Genomic DNA, 22,012 nt, shown 5'->3' on the forward strand with positions numbered 1-22,012 from the left:
CTACGACCATGACAGACACCCAGGATAAGAACTACATCATCGCCCTGGACCAGGGCACGACCAGTTCGCGGGCCATCATTTTCGACCGCGACGCCAATGTGGTCGGCACCTCCCAGCGCGAGTTCGCCCAGCACTATCCGCAAGCCGGCTGGGTCGAGCATGACCCGATGGAAATCTTCGCCACCCAGAGCGCAACCATGGTCGAGGCCCTGGCCCAGGCCGGCATCAGCCATGCCCAGGTTGCTGCGCTGGGCATTACCAACCAGCGTGAAACCACCGTGGTGTGGGACAAGGAAACCGGCCGCCCGGTCTACAACGCCATTGTCTGGCAATGCCGCCGTAGTACCGAAATCTGCGCGCAGCTCAAGCGTGACGGGCACGAAGACTACATCCGCGAATCCACCGGCCTGGTCACCGACCCGTACTTCTCGGGCACCAAGCTCAAGTGGATCCTGGACAATGTCGAGGGGGCCCGCGAACGTGCCGAACGTGGCGAGCTGCTGTTCGGCACCGTCGATACCTGGCTGATCTGGAAGTTCTCCGGCGGCAAGGTGCATGTGACCGACTACACCAACGCCTCACGCACACTGATGTTCAACATCCATAGCCTGCAGTGGGACGACAAACTGCTGGAAATCCTTGGCATCCCGCGGCAGATGCTGCCCGAAGTGCGGCCCTCGTCGGAAGTCTATGGCCATACCAAGAGCGGCATCGCCATCGCCGGTATCGCCGGTGACCAGCAGTCCGCGCTGTTCGGCCAGATGTGCGTGGAGCCGGGTCAGGCCAAGAACACCTATGGCACCGGCTGCTTCCTGCTGATGAACACCGGCGACAAGGCGGTGAAGTCGTCCCACGGCCTGCTCACTACCATCGCCTGCGGCCCTCGTGGCGAAGTGGCCTACGCGCTGGAAGGCGCGGTGTTCAACGGCGGCTCCACCGTACAGTGGCTGCGCGATGAACTGAAGATCGTCAACGACGCTCTGGATACCGAGTATTTCGCCAGCAAGGTCAAGGACAGCAACGGTGTTTACCTGGTACCCGCCTTCACCGGCCTCGGCGCACCGTACTGGGACCCGTATGCGCGTGGCGCCCTGTTCGGCCTGACCCGTGGCGTGAAGGTCGACCACATCATCCGCGCTGCGCTGGAGTCCATCGCCTACCAGACCCGCGACGTGCTCGATGCCATGCAACAGGATTGTGGCCAGCGCCTGTCCGAGTTGCGTGTGGATGGTGGTGCGGTGGCTAACAACTTCCTCATGCAGTTCCAGGCCGACATTCTCGGCACCTGTGTCGAGCGCCCGCAAATGCGCGAAACCACGGCCCTTGGCGCGGCCTACCTGGCGGGCCTGGCCTGTGGCTTCTGGAGCGGCCTGGACGAGCTGCGCGACAAGGCGATCATCGAGCGCGAGTTCAGCCCGCAGCTGGACGAGTCGCAGAAGGAAAAACTGTACGCAGGCTGGCGCAAGGCAGTCGATCGTACTCGTGACTGGGAAGATCACGAGGCCTGATGTGATGTGAGGCTTGTGGCCTCATCGCCGACCAGCCGGCTCCCACGCAACCTGTGGGAGCCGGCTTGCCGGCGATGGGCCGCATGACGGCCCCAATAGCCCACTGGCCGTCATCCCCTTCCTGCGGCATCATTGCAGAATTTGTCCGGCTGCCCCAAAGGACCGCCCATGAATCTGCCCCCACGCCAACAACAAATTCTCGAGCTGGTGCGCGAACGCGGCTACGTCAGCATCGAGGAAATGGCGCAGCTTTTCATCGTCACCCCGCAAACCATTCGCCGCGATATCAATCAGCTCGCCGAACTCAACCTGCTACGCCGGTACCACGGTGGCGCGGCCTACGACTCGAGCATCGAGAACACCGCCTACGCCATGCGCGCCGACCAGATGCGCGACGAGAAACAGCGCATTGCCGAAGCCGTGGCCAGGCAGATTCCCGACCATGCGTCGGTGTTCATCAACATCGGAACCACCACCGAGTCCATCGCTCGCGCCCTGCTCAACCACAACCACCTCAAGGTCATCACCAACAATCTGCACGTGGCCGCGATCCTGGCTGCCAAAGATGACTTCGAGGTACTGGTAGCCGGCGGAACAGTGCGCCGTGACGGCGGCGTGGTGGGTCAGGCCAGCGTCGATTTCATCAACCAGTTCAAGGTCGACTTCGCTCTGGTCGGCATCAGCGGTATCGATGAAGATGGCAGCCTGCTGGATTTCGACTACCAGGAAGTGCGGGTTTCTCAGGCGATCATCGCCAATGCGCGCCAGGTGGTTCTGGCTGCAGACTCCAGCAAGTTCGGGCGTAATGCCATGGTGCGCCTGGGCTCGATCAGCCTGGTCGATTGCCTGGTAACCGATCAGCCCCCTACCCCAGCGCTGAGCCAGTTGCTGAACCAGTACAAGATTCGGCTCGACGTGGTTTGAGCGGCGTTTTTGAGATCGAGCGCCGCGCAGGCGGCGCTCGGTTTACGCCCCACCGCCCTTCTCAAACCTTACCCCTCCTTTTTTCGTTTTTGTTCACTTATTTGTCATCCGATCAGTTTTTTCTATAAAGACTGACTGGCGACCGGCTTTCTCTTGCGCTAGTATTTTCGAAAACGAACATCAATGTTCACATTCGATGTGAAAAGCCCCAGGAGGCCTTGCCCGTGTCCCAGCCCGTTTCGTCCCAGCCCCCACTCGCCGACTGCTATGACCTCGCCGTGATCGGCGGCGGCATCAATGGCGTGGGCATCGCTGCCGACGCCGCCGGTCGTGGCCTGAAGGTGTTTCTTTGCGAAAAGGACGATCTTGCCCAGCACACGTCGTCGGCCAGCAGCAAGCTGATCCACGGCGGCCTGCGCTACCTCGAACACTACGAGTTCCGCCTGGTGCGCGAGGCACTGGCCGAGCGCGAAGTGTTGCTGGCCAAGGCACCCCATATCGTCAAGCCGATGCGCTTCGTACTGCCCCACCGGCCGCACCTGCGTCCGGCCTGGATGATCCGCGCTGGTCTGTTCCTGTATGACCACCTGGGCAAACGCAAGCGCCTGGGCGCCTCGCGCAGCCTGCGCTTCGGCCCCGGCTACCCGCTGAAACCTTCGATCACCCGCGGTTTCGAATACGCCGACTGCGCTGTCGACGACGCCCGCCTGGTAGTGCTCAATGCCATGGCCGCCCGTGAGAGCGGCGCGCACATCCAGACGCGCACCCGCTGCCTGCGCGCCGAGCGTGTCGATGGCCTGTGGCAGGTTGAACTGCAACATGCAGATGGCAGCCAGCAAACCATCCACGCCCGCGCCCTGGTCAACGCTGCCGGCCCTTGGGTCGCCAACTTCATCAAGGACGACTTGAAGCTCGACGCGCCCTACGGCATCCGCCTGATCCAGGGCAGCCACCTGATCGTTCCGCGACTCTATGAGGGCGAACACGCCTACATCCTGCAGAATGAAGATCAGCGCATCGTCTTCTGCATTCCCTACCTCGATCGCTTCACCCTGATCGGCACCACCGACCGTGAATACAGCGGTGATCCCGCCAAGGTCGCGATCACCGAAGGGGAAACCGACTACCTGCTCAAGGTGGTCAACGCCCACTTCAACCATCAGCTGAGCCGGGCCGATATCCTGCACACCTATTCCGGTGTGCGGCCACTGTGCAATGACGAGTCGGACAACCCCTCGGCCGTTACCCGCGACTACACCTTGGCGCTCTCCGCCAGCGAGGGCCAGGCACCGCTGCTGTCAGTGTTCGGCGGCAAGCTGACCACCTACCGCAAACTGGCCGAATCGGCCATGGACGAGCTCAAGCCCTACTTCACCCAGATGCGCGGCAGCTGGACCGCCAGCGCACCGCTGCCGGGTGGTGAGGACATGACCACCGTGCAAGCGCTCGCCGACGCCGTACTGGCCCGTTGCAGCTGGCTGCCCGTGGATATCGCCAAACGCTGGGCGTTGACCTACGGCAGCCGCGTGTGGCACCTGCTCGAAGGTGTACAAGGCCCCCAAGACCTGGGCCAGGGCATCGGCGGTGGCCTGTTCGGCCGCGAAGTGGATTACCTGCGAAGCGAGGAGTGGGCCATCAGCGCCGATGACATCCTGTGGCGCCGGACCAAGCTGGGCCTGTTCACGACCGACGCCGAACAGCAAACCCTGCGCGATTACCTGCAACGGCTTCAGGCACAGGATCGCGCCGCCTGATCGACGGTAGCGCCCCAAACGGGGCGCTACCTTGATTTACCGTTGGGATCGCTCGTAAGCCTCACGGGCCAGGGTCCGGATCAGCTCACGCTCAGCCGCATGCAGTTCATGCATCAAGGCATTGCTAGCCTCCAGATAAGCCTGCTCACCTCCCGTGCTCGCCGCGCTTTCGGCTTCGACCAGACGCTGTTGGAAACCCTCCACCAGTGCCTCGAAACGTTGGCTTTCGCGGTCGCGCACGTGGTTCTGCCAGAACGGCCGCTCGGCCAGCGAATCACTGACTGCCTGCGCATTTTCCGCAGCCTGCACCGCACGCAGCGCTCGCTTGAGATCGCTGCTTGTCACCTGTGCAAAACTTTCGTAATGCATCGTGTCGGGCTGCGCCGGCAACTCCAATGCAGGGGCCAGCTTGACCCGATAGCACAGACGTACCTCGATATCATCGATGCCGGATACCCCTCGCTCGTGCAGGCGGACAATGTGCCGGGCCGCCTCCTGGTCGACCTGGTCGAGACGAAACAACGTGGTACCCAACCGTACTAGCCGTCGTTCGAGATCGGCGACATCGACGTTGTCGATGCCCCGCTGGACCAGCACGCTGATTTCCATCTGGCTGAGCATCAGCAGCAGCCGATCGTCACAGGTGCGCGGCCCGCCGGCTTCCCTGAACAATGCAGTGCGCACCGACTCGTGCTGCTCGCAGGCTTCCAGCAACCGCCAGATGCGCATGCGGTAATGGCCCGGATGCTCTTGGAAATCCTCCGACACGGCAAAATCGGCGAGAAAGCGGAACAGGTCTGCCGATTCTGGCTCCCCGCGCAAGGTGTCCCACAAAGCCTCCCGGTCGTTACGCAGGTCGTCGCGAACACTGCCAATCCATATCTCGCGCACGCTCGCATCCAGGCTCTGGTGACGATAGCCGGCACTGCCCCTCGTGGCGGCGTGGACGTTTCCGCGGGCTTGATCCAGGCGCCGGGCGCTGGGCTCGTCCAGCGGGTTGTCATGCAGGTGCAGGCGCTGCACGCGCAAGCGCAGGCTGTCGACATGCTCACGGATCTGGCGGATATGGTTTTCCCGCAAGTCGGCCAATGACTGCCAGCCCAGGCTATTGGGCGCAGGCAGCTCGGCGAGTGCCGTAGCCCTCAGGTGCAGATGACGCAAATGAATCAGGCTCGAGACATCGGGTGTTTCACCCAACTGGCTGAAGCTCAGGTCCAGGCTTTGCAGGTGCGTCAAGGCGCCGAGGCGTCGATTGCCATCGGCATCCATCACGATCCGGTTGCTGCTGAGGTCCAGCAGCCTTAGCTGGCTCAGGTTCTCCAGGCCCGGAGGAATCGCAGTGAGCTGATTGCCACGCAGGTCGAGTTCGACCAGGTTGCCGAATCTGTTGAGGAAATCACTGCCCAGTGTGCTCAGGTCCATGCCGCGCAACGTCATGCGCCTGACATGGCCGTAGTCCACGCCCTCGGGCAGAGCTGGAAGCTCACCTGTGCGCTCGCCATCGATGAACAGCACATACTCATCGGCCAGGTTGACCACTTTGCGCCGCCAGCAACGTCGCAAGGCCTCCGCCACGCGGCGCCGCCTGAGCATCTGCCGCAAGCCACGGCCCTGCTCCTGCCAGCTGTCCAGCGCCGCGCGCAGGCTGGACAGCTGGGTTTGCAATTGTTGGTAGTGGTCCCAGAGGTTCACATCGCGCCCCATCAGGTCGAGCATATAGACCTCCAGCTCGGTATCCTGCAATGTCGGAAAGATCTGCTGAATACCCCGCCGGATTGCCTGACGGCTGCTCCCGGCGCGCCCACTGAGCGGGTACCCCAGGCGACCATCGGCAAAGCGTCTTGGCGGACGAATGCCGGCACCCACCGGCGCCATGCCGAGCAGCGCGGCCGCCTGTTCACGATGCTCGCTGGCATGGTTGGCCTGCCAGATGCGCATCTGCTCCCCTGCTTCAGGTAACGGCGCAGTCGGACCGGTAAGTCCCAGGGCCAATCTTGCAGTGTCGGCATTGCTCGCCTCTGCCATGTGCAACCCCAGACAGGCGCGATCGAGGCGGCTGTCACGCACATACCAGCGCGCCCGCTCCGCCAGGGCCAAGGGCACCCGCGCATTGTCGAGCAGGCTGTCACGCTGGGCAGTACTTGCCTGTTCGAGGATTTCTGCTGCACCCCGCACGCTCAGGCCAGGGAAATCCCGCAACAGCACGGCTTGCTCCGCTGATGGCGCACCCTGCAGGTTGGCAAGGTGCAGATCCAGCGCATGCGCCTGCAGCGCTGGGTTCTCGCGCAGGGCAAGGTAACGATCGCGAAGGTCGAGCAAGCGTGCCGGTGCAGGCGCACCTTCCAGATGCAGACGGCGTAACTGATCCAGGCGCATCCCGGTACTCTGCAGCAACACCTCGGCGGTACCATCGGAGTCATCGGCCAGCGCGCCATCCCATTGACGCAACAGGGGGCCATGATCCCGCAGGTCATGCACGAGTGTCTCGCCTTGGGCCAGCCTCAAACGGCTCGCTCCGCGCAGCTCCGGCACCAGCTCATCGACGAATTCGATGCGTTTGAGCACCGCCTTGCCCGCCACCATCGCGCCCCCCAGCAACAGGCTCTCGGACACACCCAGCGCCACGCCGAAGGCATGATCGAGTGCACCTTGCCTGTCACCCAGTTGCCAGTCCCGATAGCCCTCGTAGACTTCATCGGCAACTTGCACGGCAGCCACGGCGAGCATCACCTCGCCCAACACCGGGACGAACAATGCCGCCAGGTTGAGCAAGTCAAGGCCGGCACCCGCCATCGCTTGCAGGCGAAGATGGCGCTCGAGCAGGTCTTCTTGCGCGGTGGGCACCGCCAGCATGCCGGCATCGTCCAGAAGCTTGTCGATCTGACGGCTACGCAAACAGGCAAAAACCTCTGACTCGATGGCAAAGTGGCGGATATCCAGCTCGGCCCTCTCCACGCCCAGCTGCACGCCAAGGTTGAGGTCGAAGGCTGGCCGGTCCCGTTCACGGACAAAGCGTGCAAAGTAGCGCCGGTACCCGCTGCCCCGTAAGCGCTGCACCAGGGCAGCCTGCAGGTCCTCCCAGCTGGCATGCTGGGACAAGGTTGCTAGCGGATCCTGTGGCAACCACAAGACGATGCAGCTCGGTGTGTCGGCCTGCGCCGCGTGTATCCCCAGAGCCAGCGCCCCAACAATCGGCTTGCCCAGCAGATTCAGATGATATGCAGTCACCCGCCCTGGAAGCGCTGGCACGGTGGGCGCGGCGGCGATCAGTGGAAGCAGCTGCAGGTAAGTGGCATGGCTCAGCACTCCTTTCAACGCAGCCAGGCGCACGGCGGCTTCCAGCTGCAAACGCAGATTGGTTTCCATCAGTCGCTCGATGCTTGCGCCAGCCATGCCTTTCGGGCTGCCGGGCCGATCCTTGGGCTGTAACACCTGACCGATCAGCGTCTGATAGCGACCGCCGAGATCCAGTTGCCTGCAGCAGCGTGCGAATGACTGAAAGTCGAGCGACAGCGGTTGGCCTTGTGCATCCACCAATATCGCCTGTCGCCGCAACATGGGTTGTGTGTCATCGGCATGGAAATTGTGCAGCGCCGCGGCCAGCAGGCTCTGCCGGGATCTGAACGTCTGGGTGGGCACTGGCAAGCGCGGCGCAGCCGTGGACAGCGCGAGCTCCTGAGTGATACGCACCTGCATGCGTCGTACATCAGGTACTTCGACTCCTATGTCGCGCAACGCCTGATCGAGCAAGGGCATGGCGAACTGGTCGAGCGCAGGAAGGCGCGCGAAGATTCGCTTGAGCTGTTCGGCGCACTCCTGCTGTTGGCTCAGCGCCCTGTGCAACTTGCGCAAGTGTTCCGGCTGGGCTGAAGTCAGCCAAGCAGGCAGTTGACGAGCGATAAGCGCATCGACCGAGTCGGAGGGAAAAGTCATGACGGGCACTCCTGAGGATGGGAGGCCAGCTCAACGCAGAGCGCCAAAGCAAGGGTATTAGTTAACTGCCACTTCAACGGTCACTCATTCGGATTTCCGAACGAGAGAAATGCAATTCATTCGGAAGTCCGTCGCACTGTTCAGTTGCAAAAACATCACAATTCCTTCAGCCCTAGTATTTTCGGGGGGTTATGATCGATACCGGACCTTGGCACGAGTCATGCTCTACACTTGGAAGCCGAATGCACACCGCTTCATGCTGTATTCGTTGAACGAAAGAGTCCGCCAACGGCTCCATAAAAAAAACAAACACGTCGAGGAAAATTTGATGCGTATCGTTCGTCAATTGCTGGGCGCCGCCATCGCGGCTGCAGTCATCGCTTCGCCGGCCATGGCCGAGGAGCTGACCGGCACCCTGAAGAAGATCAAGGATTCGGGCACCATCACCCTGGGGCACCGCGACTCCTCCATTCCATTTTCCTACCTGGCCGGCAAGCCCGAGCCCGTGGGCTACTCGCATGACATCCAGCTGGCTGTCGTCGAGGCCCTGAAGAAGCAACTGGGTACGGACATCAAGGTCCGATACAACCTGGTCACCTCGCAAACCCGCATCCCGCTGGTGCAGAACGGCACCGTCGACCTGGAGTGCGGCTCCACCACCAACAACGTCGAGCGCCAGCAACAGGTCGGCTTCTCGGTGGGCATCTTCGAAGTCGGTACCCGCCTGCTGACCAAGGTCAAGGACGGTCAGCCTTCCTACAAGGACTTCCCTGACCTGGCCGGCAAGAACGTGGTGACTACCGCCGGCACCACCTCCGAGCGCATCCTCAAGGCGATGAACGCCGACAAGCAGATGAAGATGAACGTGATTTCCGCCAAGGACCACGGTGAAGCCTTCAACATGCTCGAAAGCGGCCGCGCCGTGGCCTTCATGATGGACGACGCCCTGCTCGCCGGTGAAATGGCCAAGGCCCGCAAGCCGAGCGACTGGGTCATCACCGGCACCCCACAGTCGTACGAAATCTACGGCTGCATGGTGCGCAAGGATGATGCAGCGTTCAAGAAGGCGGTCGACGACGCCATCGTGGCCTACTTCAAGTCGGGCGAAGTCAACAAGAGCTACGACAAGTGGTTCCAGCAGCCGATTCCGCCAAAAGGCCTGAACCTGAATTTCCCGATGAGCGACGAGCTGAAAAAACTGATCGCCGAGCCGACCGACAAGGCCGCGGACGAGAAGAAGTCCTGATCCTCAGATAGTGGCCTGGTGCGCAAGCGCACGAATCAATACTGCAGGCCACTCATTAGTGTCTAACCTTTCATCCGAGGGCGCATGCCGCCCTTGGATGCTCGAAGGTGCCCGTGAAACAACCGTCTGAGGGGAAATCCCGATGAATTACAACTGGGACTGGGGCGTGTTCTTCAAGTCCACCGGCGTGGGCAGCGAAACCTATCTGGACTGGTACATCACCGGCCTGGGCTGGACCATCGCCATCGCCATCTCCGCCTGGATCATCGCGCTGCTGCTGGGCTCTGTGCTCGGCGTCATGCGTACCGTGCCGAACCGCCTGGTGTCGGGTATCGCCACCGCCTATGTGGAACTGTTCCGCAACGTGCCGCTGCTGGTGCAGCTGTTCATCTGGTACTTCCTGGTACCGGACCTGCTGCCCGAAGGCCTTCAGGAATGGTTCAAGCAGGACCTCAACCCGACGACTTCGGCGTTGATCAGCGTGGTCATCTGCCTGGGTCTGTTCACCGCTGCCCGCGTCTGCGAACAGGTGCGCACCGGTATCCAGGCGCTGCCGCGGGGCCAGGAAGCCGCCGCCCGCGCCATGGGCTTCAGCCTGCCGCAGATCTACAACAACGTGCTGCTGCCACAGGCCTACCGGATCATCATTCCGCCGCTTACCTCCGAGTTCCTCAACGTGTTCAAGAACTCCTCGGTGGCATCGCTGATCGGCCTGATGGAGCTGCTGGCGCAGACCAAGCAGACTGCCGAATTCTCCGCCAACCTGTTCGAGGCGTTCACCCTGGCCACACTGATCTACTTCACCCTGAACATGGGCCTGATGCTGCTCATGCGCATGGTCGAGAAGAAAGTCGCCGTGCCTGGCCTGATTTCAGTGGGGGGCAAATAAATGGACATGGATTTCAGCGAAATCATCCCGGCCCTGCCTGCCCTCTGGGAAGGCATGCTGATGACCCTCAAGCTGATGGTCATGGGCGTGGTCGGCGGTATCGTGCTGGGCACCATCCTGGCGCTGATGCGCCTGTCGTCGAGCAAGCTGCTGTCGCGGCTGGCCGGTGCCTACGTCAACTACTTCCGGTCGATCCCGCTGCTGTTGGTGATCACCTGGTTCTACCTGGCGGTTCCGTTCGTGCTGCGCTGGATCACCGGCGAGGACACCCCGGTGGGCGCGTTCACCTCCTGCGTGGTCGCTTTCATGATGTTCGAGGCCGCGTATTTCTGCGAAATCGTGCGTGCCGGTGTGCAGTCGATCTCCAAGGGGCAGATGGGCGCCGCGCAAGCGCTGGGCATGAACTACGCGCAGACCATGCGCCTGATCATCCTGCCCCAGGCCTTCCGCAAGATGACTCCGCTGCTGCTGCAGCAGAGCATCATCCTGTTCCAGGACACCTCGCTGGTGTACACCGTGGGCCTGGTGGACTTCCTCAACTCGGCACGTTCCAACGGCGACATCATCGGGCGCTCCCATGAGTTCCTGATCTTCGCCGGGGTCGTCTACTTCCTCATCAGCTTCTCCGCTTCGTGGCTGGTCAAGCGCCTGCAAAAAAGGATCACCGTATGATTTCCATCAAGAACGTCAACAAGTGGTACGGCGACTTCCAGGTACTGACCGACTGCAGCACCGAGGTCCAGAAGGGTGAAGTGGTGGTGGTCTGCGGCCCGTCGGGCTCGGGCAAGTCCACCCTGATCAAGTGCGTCAACGCCCTCGAACCCTTCCAGAAGGGCGACATCGTGGTTGACGGCACCTCGATCGCCGACCCGAAGACCAACCTGCCGAAGCTGCGCTCGCGGGTGGGCATGGTGTTCCAGCACTTCGAGCTGTTCCCGCACCTGACCATCACCGAGAACCTGACCATCGCCCAGCGCAAGGTCTTGGGCCGCAGCGAAGCGGAAGCCACCAAGAAGGGCCTGGCCCTGCTCGAGCGCGTCGGCCTCAGCGCCCATGCCAAAAAGCACCCTGGCCAACTTTCCGGTGGCCAGCAGCAGCGTGTGGCGATCGCCCGCGCGCTGGCAATGGACCCGATCGTCATGCTGTTCGACGAACCTACCTCGGCGCTGGACCCGGAAATGGTCAGCGAGGTGCTGGACGTGATGGTGCAACTGGCTCACGAAGGTATGACCATGATGTGCGTGACCCACGAAATGGGCTTTGCCCGCAAGGTCGCCAACCGGGTCATCTTCATGGACAAGGGCAGCATCATCGAAGACTGCACCAAAGAAGAGTTCTTCGGTGACCAGAGCGCTCGCGACCAACGTACCCAGCACTTCCTCAGCAAGATCCTGCAACACTAAGTCGGCCACAGTCTCCGCTGCTCCTGGCCTCCCGGGGCAGCGGATGCTGGCCGTGACAAGGCCACTGTGATGAAATGCGACCCCTCGCTTCTTCGCCCTGCCAAGCCTGCCGTGAAATCCCGCCTGATCCGTCAATTGCTGCTACCGCCCCTGGTCATCCTGCTGATGGTCGGCCTGGGCCTGGCCGGCTTTCTGATCAGCGAGAGCAACGGTATCCGCACCCTCAGCGAAAACGGCGAACGCCAGCTGGAGCTGCACGCGCGCACGGTGGAAAGCGAAATCAGCAAGTACACCTACCTGCCGAGCTTGCTGGAGCTGGAAGACAGCGTCTCGCAGTTGCTGACCGACCCCGACGGCGCCAACCGGCAAACCGTCAACGAATACCTTGAAGGCCTCAACCGCCGCAGCCGCAGCCGAGCGATCTTCGTGCTCGACACCAATGGCCGGGTGCAGGCCAGCAGCAACTGGCGCGATGCCGACTCGTTCCTCGGCGAGGACCTGTCGTTCCGTGCCTATTTCCAGAACGCCGTGCGCGGTGAACCCGGGCGTTTCTACGGCATCGGCAGCACCACCGGCGAAGCCGGCTATTACCTGGCCCACGGCCTGGAAGAACATGGCAAGATCATCGGCGTGGCGGTGATCAAAGTGCGCCTGGACACCCTGGAAGAGCGCTGGCAACGGGCCCGCCTGGAAGCCTTCGTCAGCGACGAGAATGGCATCATCATCCTGTCCAGCGACCCGGCGCGGCGGCTGAAATCGGTACGCCCGCTGACCCCGCAAATCAAGGAACGCCTGGCACGCAGCCTGCAGTACTACTGGTGGCCGTTGAACGAACTGCAGCCGCTGGCCCGCGAAACCCTGGCCGACGGTGTAGAGAAACTCACCTTCCCGGCGAACAGCGAAACGGCCCAGGGCAAGCCCCATGAGGTGGCCTATCTGGCACAGACCCGACGTCTGGTCGACACGCCATGGCATTTCACCCTGCTCACCCCTTTGCAGGACTTGCGTCGCGAATCGATGGTGCAAGGCATCCTGGTGGCCGTGGCGTTCGCCTTGCTGGCAATTCTGGGCATCGCCTGGAACGAGCGGCGCAAGGTGATCGCCACGCGATTGGCGGCCCGCGAAGCGCTGGAAGAAGCCAACAGTCAGCTGGAGCGACGCATCGCCGATCGCACCGCCGACTTGCGTGCCAGCAACGAGCGCCTCAAGGGCCAGATCCGCGAGCGCCGTCACGCCGAACAAACATTGCGCCACGCCCAGGACGAGCTGGTGCAGGCCGGCAAGCTGGCAGCCATCGGGCAGATGTCCACCAGCATTGCCCACGAACTCAACCAGCCGCTCGCGGCGCTACGCACCTTGTCCGGCAACACCGTGCGCTTTCTCGAGCGCGGCGCACTGGAAACCGCCAGCACCAACCTGCGCACCATGAACGATCTCATCGACCGTATGGGCCGCATCACCGCCAGTCTGCGCTCCTTTGCCCGGCGCGGCGACGACCGCGGCCAGGCATCGCTGGCCAAGGCGGTCGAGGCCACCCTGCAGGTGCTGGCCAACCGCATCAGCGCCTGCCACTTGCAGTTGCACAGCCAGTTCGACGACCATCAACTGGCCATCGACCAGACGCGCCTGGAGCAGATCCTGGTCAACCTGATCGGCAATGCCCTTGATGCCATGGCTGCCCAACCGCTGCCTGAGCTGTGGCTTGAAGGCGAGCTGCAGGGCGACAAATACCGCCTGCGGGTACGCGACAATGGCCACGGCATTGACGCCGAAGCACGCAAACACCTGTTCGAACCCTTCTTCACCACCAAACCCGGCGAACACGGCCTGGGCCTGGGCCTGACCCTGTCGGCGAGCCTTGCCGCCGCCGCCAAGGGCAGCCTGAACGTCGAGCACCCCGCCAATGGCGGTACGGCCTTCGTCCTTGCCCTGCCCCTGGTCACGCCCCCTAGCGAAACGGCAGAGCAACCATGAACCCAGCGCCTCTTACCGTATTGATCGTCGAAGACGACCCTCATGTGCTGCTCGGCTGCCAGCAAGCCCTGGCCCTGGAAGACATCGCCTGCGAAGGGGTCGGCAGCGCCGAGCAGGCCCTGGAACGTATCGGTGAGGACTTCGCCGGTATCGTGGTCAGTGATATTCGTCTGCCCGGCATCGACGGCCTTGAACTGCTCAACCGCCTCAAGGCGCGTGACCGCAGCCTGCCGGTGGTGCTGATCACCGGTCACGGCGATATCGACATGGCCGTGGGCGCCATGCGCAATGGCGCCTACGACTTCATGGAGAAACCCTTCTCGCCCGAGCGACTGGTCGAGGTGGTTCGGCGCGCGCTGGAGCAGCGCGGGCTGTCACGCGAGGTGTCCGCCCTACGCCGCCAGTTGGCCGAACAGAACAGCCTGGAGGGGCGCATTATTGGCCGTTCGCCGGCCATGGAGCATTTGCGCGAACTGATCGCCAACGTGGCCGACACTTCGGCCAACGTGCTGATCGAGGGCGAAACCGGCACGGGTAAGGAGCTGGTTGCTCGGTGCCTGCACGATTTCAGCCGACGCCATGGGCAGCCCTTCGTAGCGCTGAACTGCGGCGGCCTGCCGGAGAACCTGTTCGAGAGCGAAATCTTCGGCCACGAGGCCAACGCCTTTACCGGTGCCGGTAAACGTCGCATCGGCAAGATCGAGCATGCCAATGGCGGTACGCTGTTTCTCGACGAGGTCGAGAGCATGCCGATCAACTTGCAGATCAAGCTGCTGCGCGTGTTGCAGGAACGCACCCTGGAGCGCCTGGGCTCGAACCAGAGCATCCCGGTGGACTGCCGAGTGATTGCCGCGACCAAGGCCGACCTGGCCACCCTGGGCCAGAGCGGCCAGTTCCGCAGTGACCTTTACTACCGGCTGAACGTGGTCACCCTGGAGTTGCCGCCGCTGCGCGAGCGCCGCGAAGACATTCGCCAGTTGTTCGAGCACTTCCTGCAGCAATCGGCATTGCGCTTCGATCGGGAGCTGCCACAGCTCGACAGCCAGACCCTGTCGCGCCTGATGTCCCACGACTGGCCGGGTAATGTGCGCGAGTTGCGCAACGTCGCCGAGCGCTTCGCCCTGGGCTTGCCGGCCTTCAAGAAGGGGCCGAGCGGTGGCGCCAGCCAAGGGCTGGGGTTTGCCGAGGCGGTGGAGGCGTTCGAGCGCAACCTGCTCAGTGACGCCCTGCAGCGTACCGGCGGCAATCTCAGCCAGGCCAGCCAGGAACTGGGCATGGCCAAGACCACGCTGTTCGACAAGGTGAAAAAGTACGGGCTTGGCTGAGCCCCACAGGAGTCATGCAAGGATTGGCATGCCGCGCTTAGCTAAAGGCCAGCGATATGCGTCATGTCCTGCCGGTGGGACTGCAGGTAAGGGAGCACTGCCCCCAGCAATGGCGCCTTGAAGGGCTCCTGGAAGCGGTGCGCCAGCCCCGGAATCAACTTCAGCTGGCTACCTTGAATATGCGCCGCCAGGTGCACCCCATGCATCACCGGCAACAATGGATCGGACGTGCCATGCACGACCAGCGTGGGCACGCGCAGCTTGTTGAGCAGCTCGACCCGGCTGGGCTCGGCCAGGATCGCCATGATCTGGCGCTTGGCGCCATCGGGGTTGAACGCCCGGTCGTAGGCCACTGCCGCCTGCTGCAACAAAACCGCCCGATCGTCACGTACCTGCGGGCTGCCCAGTGCCGCCAGCAAATCGGCCTGCTGTTCGATGGCGACCTCGCGATTCGGCGCACTGCGCCGGGCCAGCAACTGCACCAGGGCCGGGTCGGGCGCCGGCAGGCCCGCCGCGCCAGAGCTGGACATCACCAGCGTCAGGCTACGCACCCGTTCCGGCGCCATCGCCGCCAGGTGCTGGGCAATCATGCCGCCCATGCTGACACCCAGGACATGGAATTGGCGTATGCCCAGTGAGTCCATCAGGCGCAGGCCGTCACCGGCCATGTCGGTCAGTGTATAGGGCGCGGCAACCGGCAAGCCCAACTTGTAGCGCAGCAGCTCGACTGTCAGGTTGGCGGTGGGTGGGAGCTGATTCCAGCGCGACAGGCCGACATCGCGATTGTCGTAGCGAATGACCCGAAAGCCCTGGCGGCACAGTGCCTCGACCACATCATCCGGCCAGTGGATGAGCTGGCCACCGAGCCCCATGACCAGCAGCAGCGCCGGATCCCGCGGCGCACCGACGCTTTGGTACACCAGGCTCAGGTCACCCAGCTCAGCCCGTTGAACCGCCACGTGTGCGTCGCAACGCTGGTCGGCGAAGCTCGCCGGCACGCTGACAAGGAAGAAGAAAAAAAGCAGAAAAGCCCGCATGAAAGAAACACCAGAATGCAGATCCCCAGTAGAGCGCGAGTCTGATGACTTTCATTCAAGCGCGCTGCCACAGTTCGGTGACAGTTTCATGAACCCTGCCGAGCGGTTGATCCAAGGTTCAGTCGACAGCGAGGGCCAACATGAGGGAAACTCAACTCAATCCGCTTTTACTCAAACTTTTCTCTCGGAGTCAGCCGTGCTGGAGATCCGCCACCTGAAAACCCTTCATGCCCTGCGCGAGGCTGACAGCCTGGTGGAGGCTGCCGAACGTCTGCACCTGACACAATCGGCGCTGTCGCACCAGTTCAAGGAGCTGGAAGAGCGCCTGGGGTTACCCCTGTTCGTGCGCAAGACCAAGCCGATTCGCTTCACCAGCGCCGGCCTGCGCCTACTTCAACTGGCCGACGCCACCCTACCGCTGCTGCGCGGTGCCGAGCGCGACATCGCCCGGCTGGCCGGCGGTACCGCAGGGCGCCTGCACATGGCCATCGAATGCCACAGCTGCTTCCAATGGCTGATGCCGACCATCGACCAGTTCCGCGATGCCTGGCCTGAAGTGGAGCTGGACCTGGCCTCGGGGTTCGCCTTCGCCCCCCTGCCAGCCCTGGCCCGTGGCGACCTTGACCTGGTGGTGACCTCCGACCCGGTCGACCTCGCCGGCATCACCTACGTGCCGCTGTTCACCTACGAAGCCATGCTGGCCGTGGCCAACCAGCACCCGCTGGCGAGCAAGCCGTACATGGTGCCCCAGGATCTCATCGACCAAACCTTGATCACCTACCCGGTGGAACGTGATCGCCTGGATATCTTCACCCGTTTTCTGGAGCCGGCCGATATCGAACCGGCGGCCGTGCGTACCTCGGAGCTGACGGTGATGATGATGCAGCTGGTGGCCAGCGGCCGTGGCGTTTGCGGCATGCCCCACTGGGCGCTGCACGAGTACAGCTCCCGCGGTTATGTGAAAGGCAAGCGCCTGGGCGAAAAAGGGCTGTTCGCCACCCTTTATGCGGCGGTGCGTACCGACATGCTGGATGCACCGTACATGCGCGACTTCCTGCTGACGGCCAAGGACACCTCGTTCGCCACCCTCGATGGGGTCAGCGCGGTGCGCTGAGCGCCTGGCGATACAGCGGCAGGATCAGGTCGCGGGTCAGCGGCGCCAGCTGCAGTTCAGGCGACTGATCAGCGGTCAGCCACACCACTTCTTCGATTTCCGCCGCAGGCGTCACGGCCTCGGCGCAGTCGACCCGAAACAGTTGCGCTTGCACCTCGAAACCTGGTTCGTTGGCGGCCGGGGCACTGAACTGGCCCAGCGCGATGGCCTGCGCCGGGTCGATGTGCAGGCCCAGTTCCTCGTGCAGTTCGCGCACCAGGGCGGCGACCGCCGACTCGCCGGCATCGATCTTGCCGCCTGGCTGCATGAACGCCTGGGTGCCGCGTTTGCGCACCAGCAAGGTCCGGCCTTGGGGGTCGATCAACAGGGCGGCGGCGATGCGGATGATGTTGGGCATGGAATAGGCTCGCGGACAAAGGCAGGGAGGATCCCATGGGCTCCGGGGCCTGACAAGGACAGTGCTGACTTTACCGGCCCTATCGCCGGCCAGCCGGCTCCCACAAGCGCCCCCACAAAACTTGAAGATTGTGCAGCACCTGTGGGAGCCGGCTTGCCGGCGATAGGGCCCGCACAGACGAACGGCCCCTTGCCAACCCGCCGTCCACCCTCCATAACCAACACATGAACCTGCCAGCCCACCAGCACCCGGTGCTCGAGCTGTTCCATCCCGCCGTCGGCACCTGGTTCCGTCGCCATTTCGCCACGGTCACCGATGCCCAGGCCCAGGCGTGGCCGCTGATCCATGCCGGCCAGTCGATGCTGCTCGCCGCGCCGACCGGCTCGGGCAAGACCCTCAGCGCCTTCCTTGCGGTACTGGACGAACTGTTCCGCCAGGGCCTGGAACTGGACGGCGAATTGCCGGCCCAGACCCAGGTCATCTACGTATCGCCCCTCAAGGCGTTGTCCAACGACATCCGCCTGAACCTCCAGGCCCCGCTCGAAGGCATCAGCCAGACCCTCGAAGCGCAGGGCCTGAAGGCACCGCGCATCACCACCGCCGTGCGCACCGGAGACACGCCACAAAAAGAGCGCGCAGCCATGCGCAAGCTGGCCCCGCACATTCTGGTGACCACACCCGAATCGCTCTACGTGCTGATGGGCTCGGCCTCCGGACGCGCAGGCCTGGCCTGCGTGCACACCGTGATCGTCGACGAGATCCACGCCCTGGCCGGCAACAAGCGTGGCGCCCACCTGGCGCTGACGCTTGAGCGCCTGCAGGCGCTTTGCGGGCAACCGTTGCGGCGCATCGGCCTGTCCGCCACGCAACGCCCGGTCGAACGTGTGGCGCAGTTTCTGGTCGGCTGCCAGCGGCCCTGCGCGATCGTCGATATCGGCCATGCCCGCCAGCGCGACCTGGCCATCGAGGTGCCCCCGGTGCCACTGGGTGCGGTGATGGCCACCGATGTGTGGGGCCTGGTCTATGACCGCCTGGCCGCGCTCGCCCGCGAACATCGAACCACACTGGTATTCGTCAACACTCGACGCCTGGCCGAACGCCTGACCCGCCACCTCAGTGACCGCCTAGGCAAGGAAACAGTGGCGGCCCACCACGGCAGCCTGGCCAAGGAACTGCGCCTGGATGCCGAGCAACGACTGAAGAACGGGCAATTGCAGGTGCTGGTGGCCACCGCCTCGCTGGAGCTGGGCATCGATATCGGCGACGTCGATCTGGTCTGCCAGATCGCTTCGCCTGGCTCGATCGCCGCCTTCCTGCAACGTGTCGGGCGCTCAGGCCATCAGGTCGAAGGCGTGCCCAAAGGGCGGCTGTTCGCTACCTCGCGAGACGACCTGATCGAATGCGTCGCCCTGCTCGACTGCATCCGCCATGGCGAACTCGACGAACTGCATATCCCCAAGGCTCCGCTGGATGTGCTGGCCCAGCAGATCGTCGCCGAGGCCAGCAACCAGCCCTGGCAGGAACAGGCCCTGTTCGACTGCCTGCGCCAGGCAACCCCATATGCCGAACTCGACGTGAACCATTACCAAGCGCTGCTGCGCATGCTTGCCGAGGGCTATAACGGCCGCCTGGGTGTACGCAGTGCCTACCTGCACCGCGATGCGGTCAGCGGCACCTTGCGCGGGCGTCGAGGTAGCCAGCTGACCGCCCTGACCAGTGGTGGCACCATACCCGAGACGGCCGACTACAGCGTGCTGCTCGAACCGCAGGCACTGAATATCGGCAGCGTCAACGAAGACTTCGCCGTGGAAAGCATCGCCGGTGACATCTTCCAGCTAGGCAACGCCTCCTACCGCATCCTGCGGGTCGAACCCGGCCGCGTGCGAGTCGAGGACGCCCAAGGCCTGCCGCCAACCCTACCGTTCTGGCTCGGCGAAGCGCCGGGGCGCAGCGATGAGCTGTCTGCAGCGGTAGCGCGCTTGCAGGCCCGCATTGACGAGCAGTTGGGGCTGAGCGATGGCGACCTCATTGCCGTGCAGCAGTGGCTGCAAAGCACCTTCGAGCTGGACCAGGCCTGTGCCAGCCAATTGCTCGACTATTTGGGCCGTACCCGTGAAGCGTTGGGCGGTCTGCCCTCGCAGCAAACCCTGATCATGGAGCGTTTTTTCGACGAATCTGGCGGCACCCAGCTGATCATCCATTCGCCCTATGGCAGCCGCATCAACCGCGCCTGGGGCCTGGCTCTGCGCAAACGCTTCTGCCGCACGTTCAACTTCGAGCTGCAGGCCGCTGCCAGCGAAGACGCCATCGTGCTGTCGCTGTCCACCAGCCACAGTTTCGAGCTGGACGACGTCTGGCGCTATCTCTCCAGCCGTAGCGCCGAGCACATTCTCATCCAGGCCCTGCTGGACGCCCCGCTGTTCGGTGTGCGCTGGCGCTGGAATGCCGCCGTGGCCATGGCCCTGCCGCGCTTCGTGGGGGGCCGCAAAGTGGCCCCGCAAATCCAGCGCATGAAGAGTGAAGACCTGATCGCCGCGGTCTTCCCCGACCAGATCGCCTGCCTTGAGAACATCGCCGGCGAACGACAGATCCCCGAACACCCCCTGGTCGAGCAGACTCTCGACGACTGCCTGCACGAGGCCATGGACAGCGAAGGCTGGCTGGCCCTGCTCAGGCGCATGGAGTGCGGCGAGGTGAGGCTGCTGTGCCGCGACCTTCCGGCCCCCTCGCCGCTGGCTTCGGCCATCCTCAATGCCAGGCCCTATGCCTTTCTCGATGACGCCCCGCTGGAAGAGCGACGCACCCAGGCGGTGCTCAACCGGCGCTGGAACCCGGTGCAAAGCGGCGATGACCTGGGCGCGCTGGACGCCGACGCCATTGCCGCCGTCGTGGCCGAGGCATGGCCTGAGCCACGCAGCGCCGACGAGATGCACGAAGCCTTGATGAGCCTGGGCGCGATCAGCCAGCAAGAAGTGCACGCCAACGCCAGTTGGGATTTGCTGTTGCGCCAACTCGCCAAAGCCGGACGGGCGCTGCAATTACCCACCCAACAACTCTGGCTGGCCCGCGAACGCCTGAACCTGTTGCAAGCCCTGTATCCGCAGGCAACCCCAGCGCCTGCCCTCGGCGTGCTCCCAGGTTTCGATCAGGCCATCGACCCGGACAGCGCGCTCAGCGAGCTGCTGCGTAGCCGCCTGAGCGGCCACGGCCCCCTGACCTTGGCGCAGATCGCCAGGCCGCTGGGCAAGCCTGATGCGGCTGTGGCGCAGGCCCTGGCGCAGCTGGAGGCCGAAGGCTACGTACTGCGCGGCCATTTCAGCCCTGGCCAGGCCGAGCCACAGTGGTGCGAGCGCCACCTGCTGGCGCGCATCCACCGCTACACGGTCAAGCGCCTGCGCCGTGAGATCGAGCCGGTCAGCCTGCAGGACTTCATGCGCTTTCTGTTTGACTGGCAGCACCTGGCGCCCGGCGAGCGCCTGCGCGGCCCACAGGCCGTGACCGAGGTACTTGGCCAGTTGCAGGGCTTCCCCAGTGCGGCAGCGGCCTGGGAAGCGGAATTGTTGCCCGCGCGAATCGAAGACTACAGCCCGCACTGGCTCGATGATGCCTGCCGCAGCGGGCAGTTCGCCTGGAGCCGGCTGGCGGCGACGGCGGCCAGCAGCACCTTGTCCAGCACCCCGCTGGTGCTGCTGCCCCGGGAACACCTGGGCTTCTGGCGCAGCCTTGCCCCCACAACCGCCGTTGACGCCCTGGGGCTGCGTGCGCAACGGGTGCACGAGGTGCTGCGGGCGCAAGGGGCGCTGTTCTTCGATGAACTGGCACAGGATGCCCACCTGCTGCCCAGCGAGCTGGAAAGCGCCCTCCAGGCCTTGGTGGGCGCCGGTCTGGTGGGCGCCGACAGCTTCATCGGCCTGCGCAGCCTGATCACTCCAGCGGCCAAACGCACCTCGCGCCACAGCCGGCGCGGGCACCCGCCACTGTCCAGCAACATGGCCCATGCCGGGCGCTGGGCATTGCTGCGCCCAGGTAATGCCGATGACGGCCAGCGTCTGGAGCACATCGCCCGCGCCCTGCTGCGGCGCTATGGAGTGATGTGCTGGCGACTTCTGGAGCGCGAAAGCGACGTGCTACCGCCCTGGCGCGAGTTGCTGCGCTGTTATCACCGCCTGGAAGCCCGTGGCGAGATTCGTGGTGGACGCTTCATTGCCGGCTTGGCTGGGGAGCAATTTGCCCTGCCAGAAGCGGTTGGCCTGCTCCGGCAAGTACGCCGGCAAGCGGCTGAAGGTACGCTGGTGGTGGTCAGCGCCAGCGACCCGCTGAACCTCGTGGGCTCACTGCTGCCTGGGGCGAAAGTACCGGCCGTGAGCGGCAACCGCTTGCTGTACCGCGATGGTGTCCCGGTGGCGGTACGGATCGCCGGGCGTTACAGCTACCTGGTCGACGCGTCGGCCGTCGAACAGCAAACCTGGCGGCAAAAACTCTTGCGCGAATGATTTTCGATACCCCGA

At 63.8% G+C, this 22,012-nt stretch carries 14 protein-coding genes; 11 read left to right on the forward strand and 3 right to left on the reverse strand.

Going from position 1 to position 22,012, the window contains the following annotated elements:
• The first annotated feature begins 8 nt into the window (after positions 1–8).
• The 3 genes from glpK to glpD all read left to right on the forward strand — a co-directional run bounded on the left by glpK (position 9) and on the right by glpD (position 4,186).
• Positions 9–1,508, forward strand: a complete 1,500-nt coding sequence (gene glpK, locus KU43P_RS21440) for a glycerol kinase GlpK (RefSeq protein WP_317659431.1) — start codon at positions 9–11, stop codon at positions 1,506–1,508.
• Positions 1,509–1,676: 168 nt separating this feature from the next.
• A complete protein-coding gene (glpR, locus tag KU43P_RS21445; protein ID WP_317659432.1) occupies positions 1,677–2,432 on the forward strand; it encodes a DNA-binding transcriptional repressor GlpR in 756 nt (251 codons plus the stop codon).
• A gap of 224 nt (positions 2,433–2,656) precedes the next feature.
• Positions 2,657–4,186: a glycerol-3-phosphate dehydrogenase gene (gene glpD / locus KU43P_RS21450; protein WP_317659434.1), complete on the forward strand. Its 1,530-nt coding sequence runs from the start codon at positions 2,657–2,659 to the stop codon at positions 4,184–4,186.
• Positions 4,187–4,222: 36 nt separating this feature from the next.
• Here glpD and KU43P_RS21455 read toward each other — a convergent pair whose 3' ends face one another.
• Complete coding sequence (locus tag KU43P_RS21455) at positions 4,223–8,119, reverse strand: NEL-type E3 ubiquitin ligase domain-containing protein (RefSeq protein ID WP_317659436.1); 3,897 nt, start codon at positions 8,117–8,119, stop codon at positions 4,223–4,225.
• Between the two features lie 328 nt (positions 8,120–8,447).
• On the opposite strand from KU43P_RS21455, the gene KU43P_RS21460 reads away from it, so the two are divergent.
• From KU43P_RS21460 to KU43P_RS21485, 6 genes are all read left to right on the forward strand, one after another.
• Entirely contained in the window at positions 8,448–9,365 is a 918-nt protein-coding gene (locus KU43P_RS21460) for a glutamate/aspartate ABC transporter substrate-binding protein (RefSeq protein WP_317659437.1), read from the forward strand.
• A 142-nt stretch (positions 9,366–9,507) separates the two neighbouring features.
• Positions 9,508–10,254 (forward strand): amino acid ABC transporter permease, encoded by a 747-nt coding sequence (locus KU43P_RS21465; protein WP_023379010.1) that lies wholly within the window; start codon positions 9,508–9,510, stop codon positions 10,252–10,254.
• Positions 10,255–10,926 carry an amino acid ABC transporter permease gene (locus tag KU43P_RS21470; protein WP_317659438.1) on the forward strand — a complete coding sequence of 224 codons (672 nt, stop codon included), beginning with the start codon at positions 10,255–10,257 and terminating at the stop codon, positions 10,924–10,926.
• A complete protein-coding gene (locus KU43P_RS21475; protein ID WP_317659439.1) occupies positions 10,923–11,657 on the forward strand; it encodes an amino acid ABC transporter ATP-binding protein in 735 nt (244 codons plus the stop codon). The genes KU43P_RS21470 and KU43P_RS21475 overlap by 4 nt, the downstream gene beginning before the upstream one ends.
• A 69-nt stretch (positions 11,658–11,726) precedes the next feature.
• The gene (locus KU43P_RS21480) at positions 11,727–13,631 is read left to right on the forward strand and encodes an ATP-binding protein (protein ID WP_317659440.1); all 1,905 of its coding nucleotides are present in this window, start codon (positions 11,727–11,729) and stop codon (positions 13,629–13,631) included.
• Positions 13,628–14,956 (forward strand): sigma-54-dependent transcriptional regulator, encoded by a 1,329-nt coding sequence (locus KU43P_RS21485; RefSeq protein WP_317659441.1) that lies wholly within the window; start codon positions 13,628–13,630, stop codon positions 14,954–14,956. Before KU43P_RS21480 ends, KU43P_RS21485 begins: the two co-directional genes overlap by 4 nt.
• Positions 14,957–14,997: 41 nt before the next feature.
• Here the strand turns inward: KU43P_RS21485 and KU43P_RS21490 are convergent, their stop codons facing one another.
• Positions 14,998–15,993: an alpha/beta fold hydrolase gene (locus KU43P_RS21490; RefSeq protein WP_317659442.1), complete on the reverse strand. Its 996-nt coding sequence runs from the start codon at positions 15,991–15,993 to the stop codon at positions 14,998–15,000.
• Between the two features lie 196 nt (positions 15,994–16,189).
• Between KU43P_RS21490 and metR the strand changes: the two genes are divergently transcribed.
• Positions 16,190–17,107, forward strand: a complete 918-nt coding sequence (metR, locus tag KU43P_RS21495) for a transcriptional regulator MetR (RefSeq protein WP_016395669.1) — start codon at positions 16,190–16,192, stop codon at positions 17,105–17,107.
• Here the strand turns inward: metR and KU43P_RS21500 are convergent.
• Positions 17,091–17,504, reverse strand: a complete 414-nt coding sequence (locus KU43P_RS21500; protein ID WP_317659444.1) for an NUDIX hydrolase — start codon at positions 17,502–17,504, stop codon at positions 17,091–17,093. The two genes, metR and KU43P_RS21500, sit on opposite strands and share 17 nt — an antisense overlap.
• Positions 17,505–17,728: 224 nt before the next feature.
• Here KU43P_RS21500 and KU43P_RS21505 point away from each other — a divergent pair, with 224 nt between their 5' ends.
• Positions 17,729–21,997: a DEAD/DEAH box helicase gene (locus KU43P_RS21505; RefSeq protein ID WP_317659445.1), complete on the forward strand. Its 4,269-nt coding sequence runs from the start codon at positions 17,729–17,731 to the stop codon at positions 21,995–21,997.
• The last annotated feature ends 15 nt before the right edge of the window (positions 21,998–22,012 follow it).

The sequence above is a fragment of the Pseudomonas sp. KU43P genome, from assembly GCF_033095865.1.
GTDB lineage: Bacteria > Pseudomonadota > Gammaproteobacteria > Pseudomonadales > Pseudomonadaceae > Aquipseudomonas.

Coding starts and splice junctions, on each gene's coding strand:
- KU43P_RS21490 (WP_317659442.1), bottom strand. CDS start 15,993: ATGCGGGCTTTTCTGCTTTTTTTCTTCTTCCTTGTCAGCGTGCCGGCG.
- KU43P_RS21470 (WP_317659438.1), top strand. CDS start 10,255: ATGGACATGGATTTCAGCGAAATCATCCCGGCCCTGCCTGCCCTCTGG.
- glpK (WP_317659431.1), top strand. CDS start 9: ATGACAGACACCCAGGATAAGAACTACATCATCGCCCTGGACCAGGGC.
- KU43P_RS21475 (WP_317659439.1), top strand. CDS start 10,923: ATGATTTCCATCAAGAACGTCAACAAGTGGTACGGCGACTTCCAGGTA.
- KU43P_RS21455 (WP_317659436.1), bottom strand. CDS start 8,119: ATGACTTTTCCCTCCGACTCGGTCGATGCGCTTATCGCTCGTCAACTG.
- KU43P_RS21500 (WP_317659444.1), bottom strand. CDS start 17,504: ATGCCCAACATCATCCGCATCGCCGCCGCCCTGTTGATCGACCCCCAA.
- KU43P_RS21460 (WP_317659437.1), top strand. CDS start 8,448: ATGCGTATCGTTCGTCAATTGCTGGGCGCCGCCATCGCGGCTGCAGTC.
- KU43P_RS21485 (WP_317659441.1), top strand. CDS start 13,628: ATGAACCCAGCGCCTCTTACCGTATTGATCGTCGAAGACGACCCTCAT.
- glpR (WP_317659432.1), top strand. CDS start 1,677: ATGAATCTGCCCCCACGCCAACAACAAATTCTCGAGCTGGTGCGCGAA.
- KU43P_RS21505 (WP_317659445.1), top strand. CDS start 17,729: ATGAACCTGCCAGCCCACCAGCACCCGGTGCTCGAGCTGTTCCATCCC.
- KU43P_RS21480 (WP_317659440.1), top strand. CDS start 11,727: ATGAAATGCGACCCCTCGCTTCTTCGCCCTGCCAAGCCTGCCGTGAAA.
- KU43P_RS21465 (WP_023379010.1), top strand. CDS start 9,508: ATGAATTACAACTGGGACTGGGGCGTGTTCTTCAAGTCCACCGGCGTG.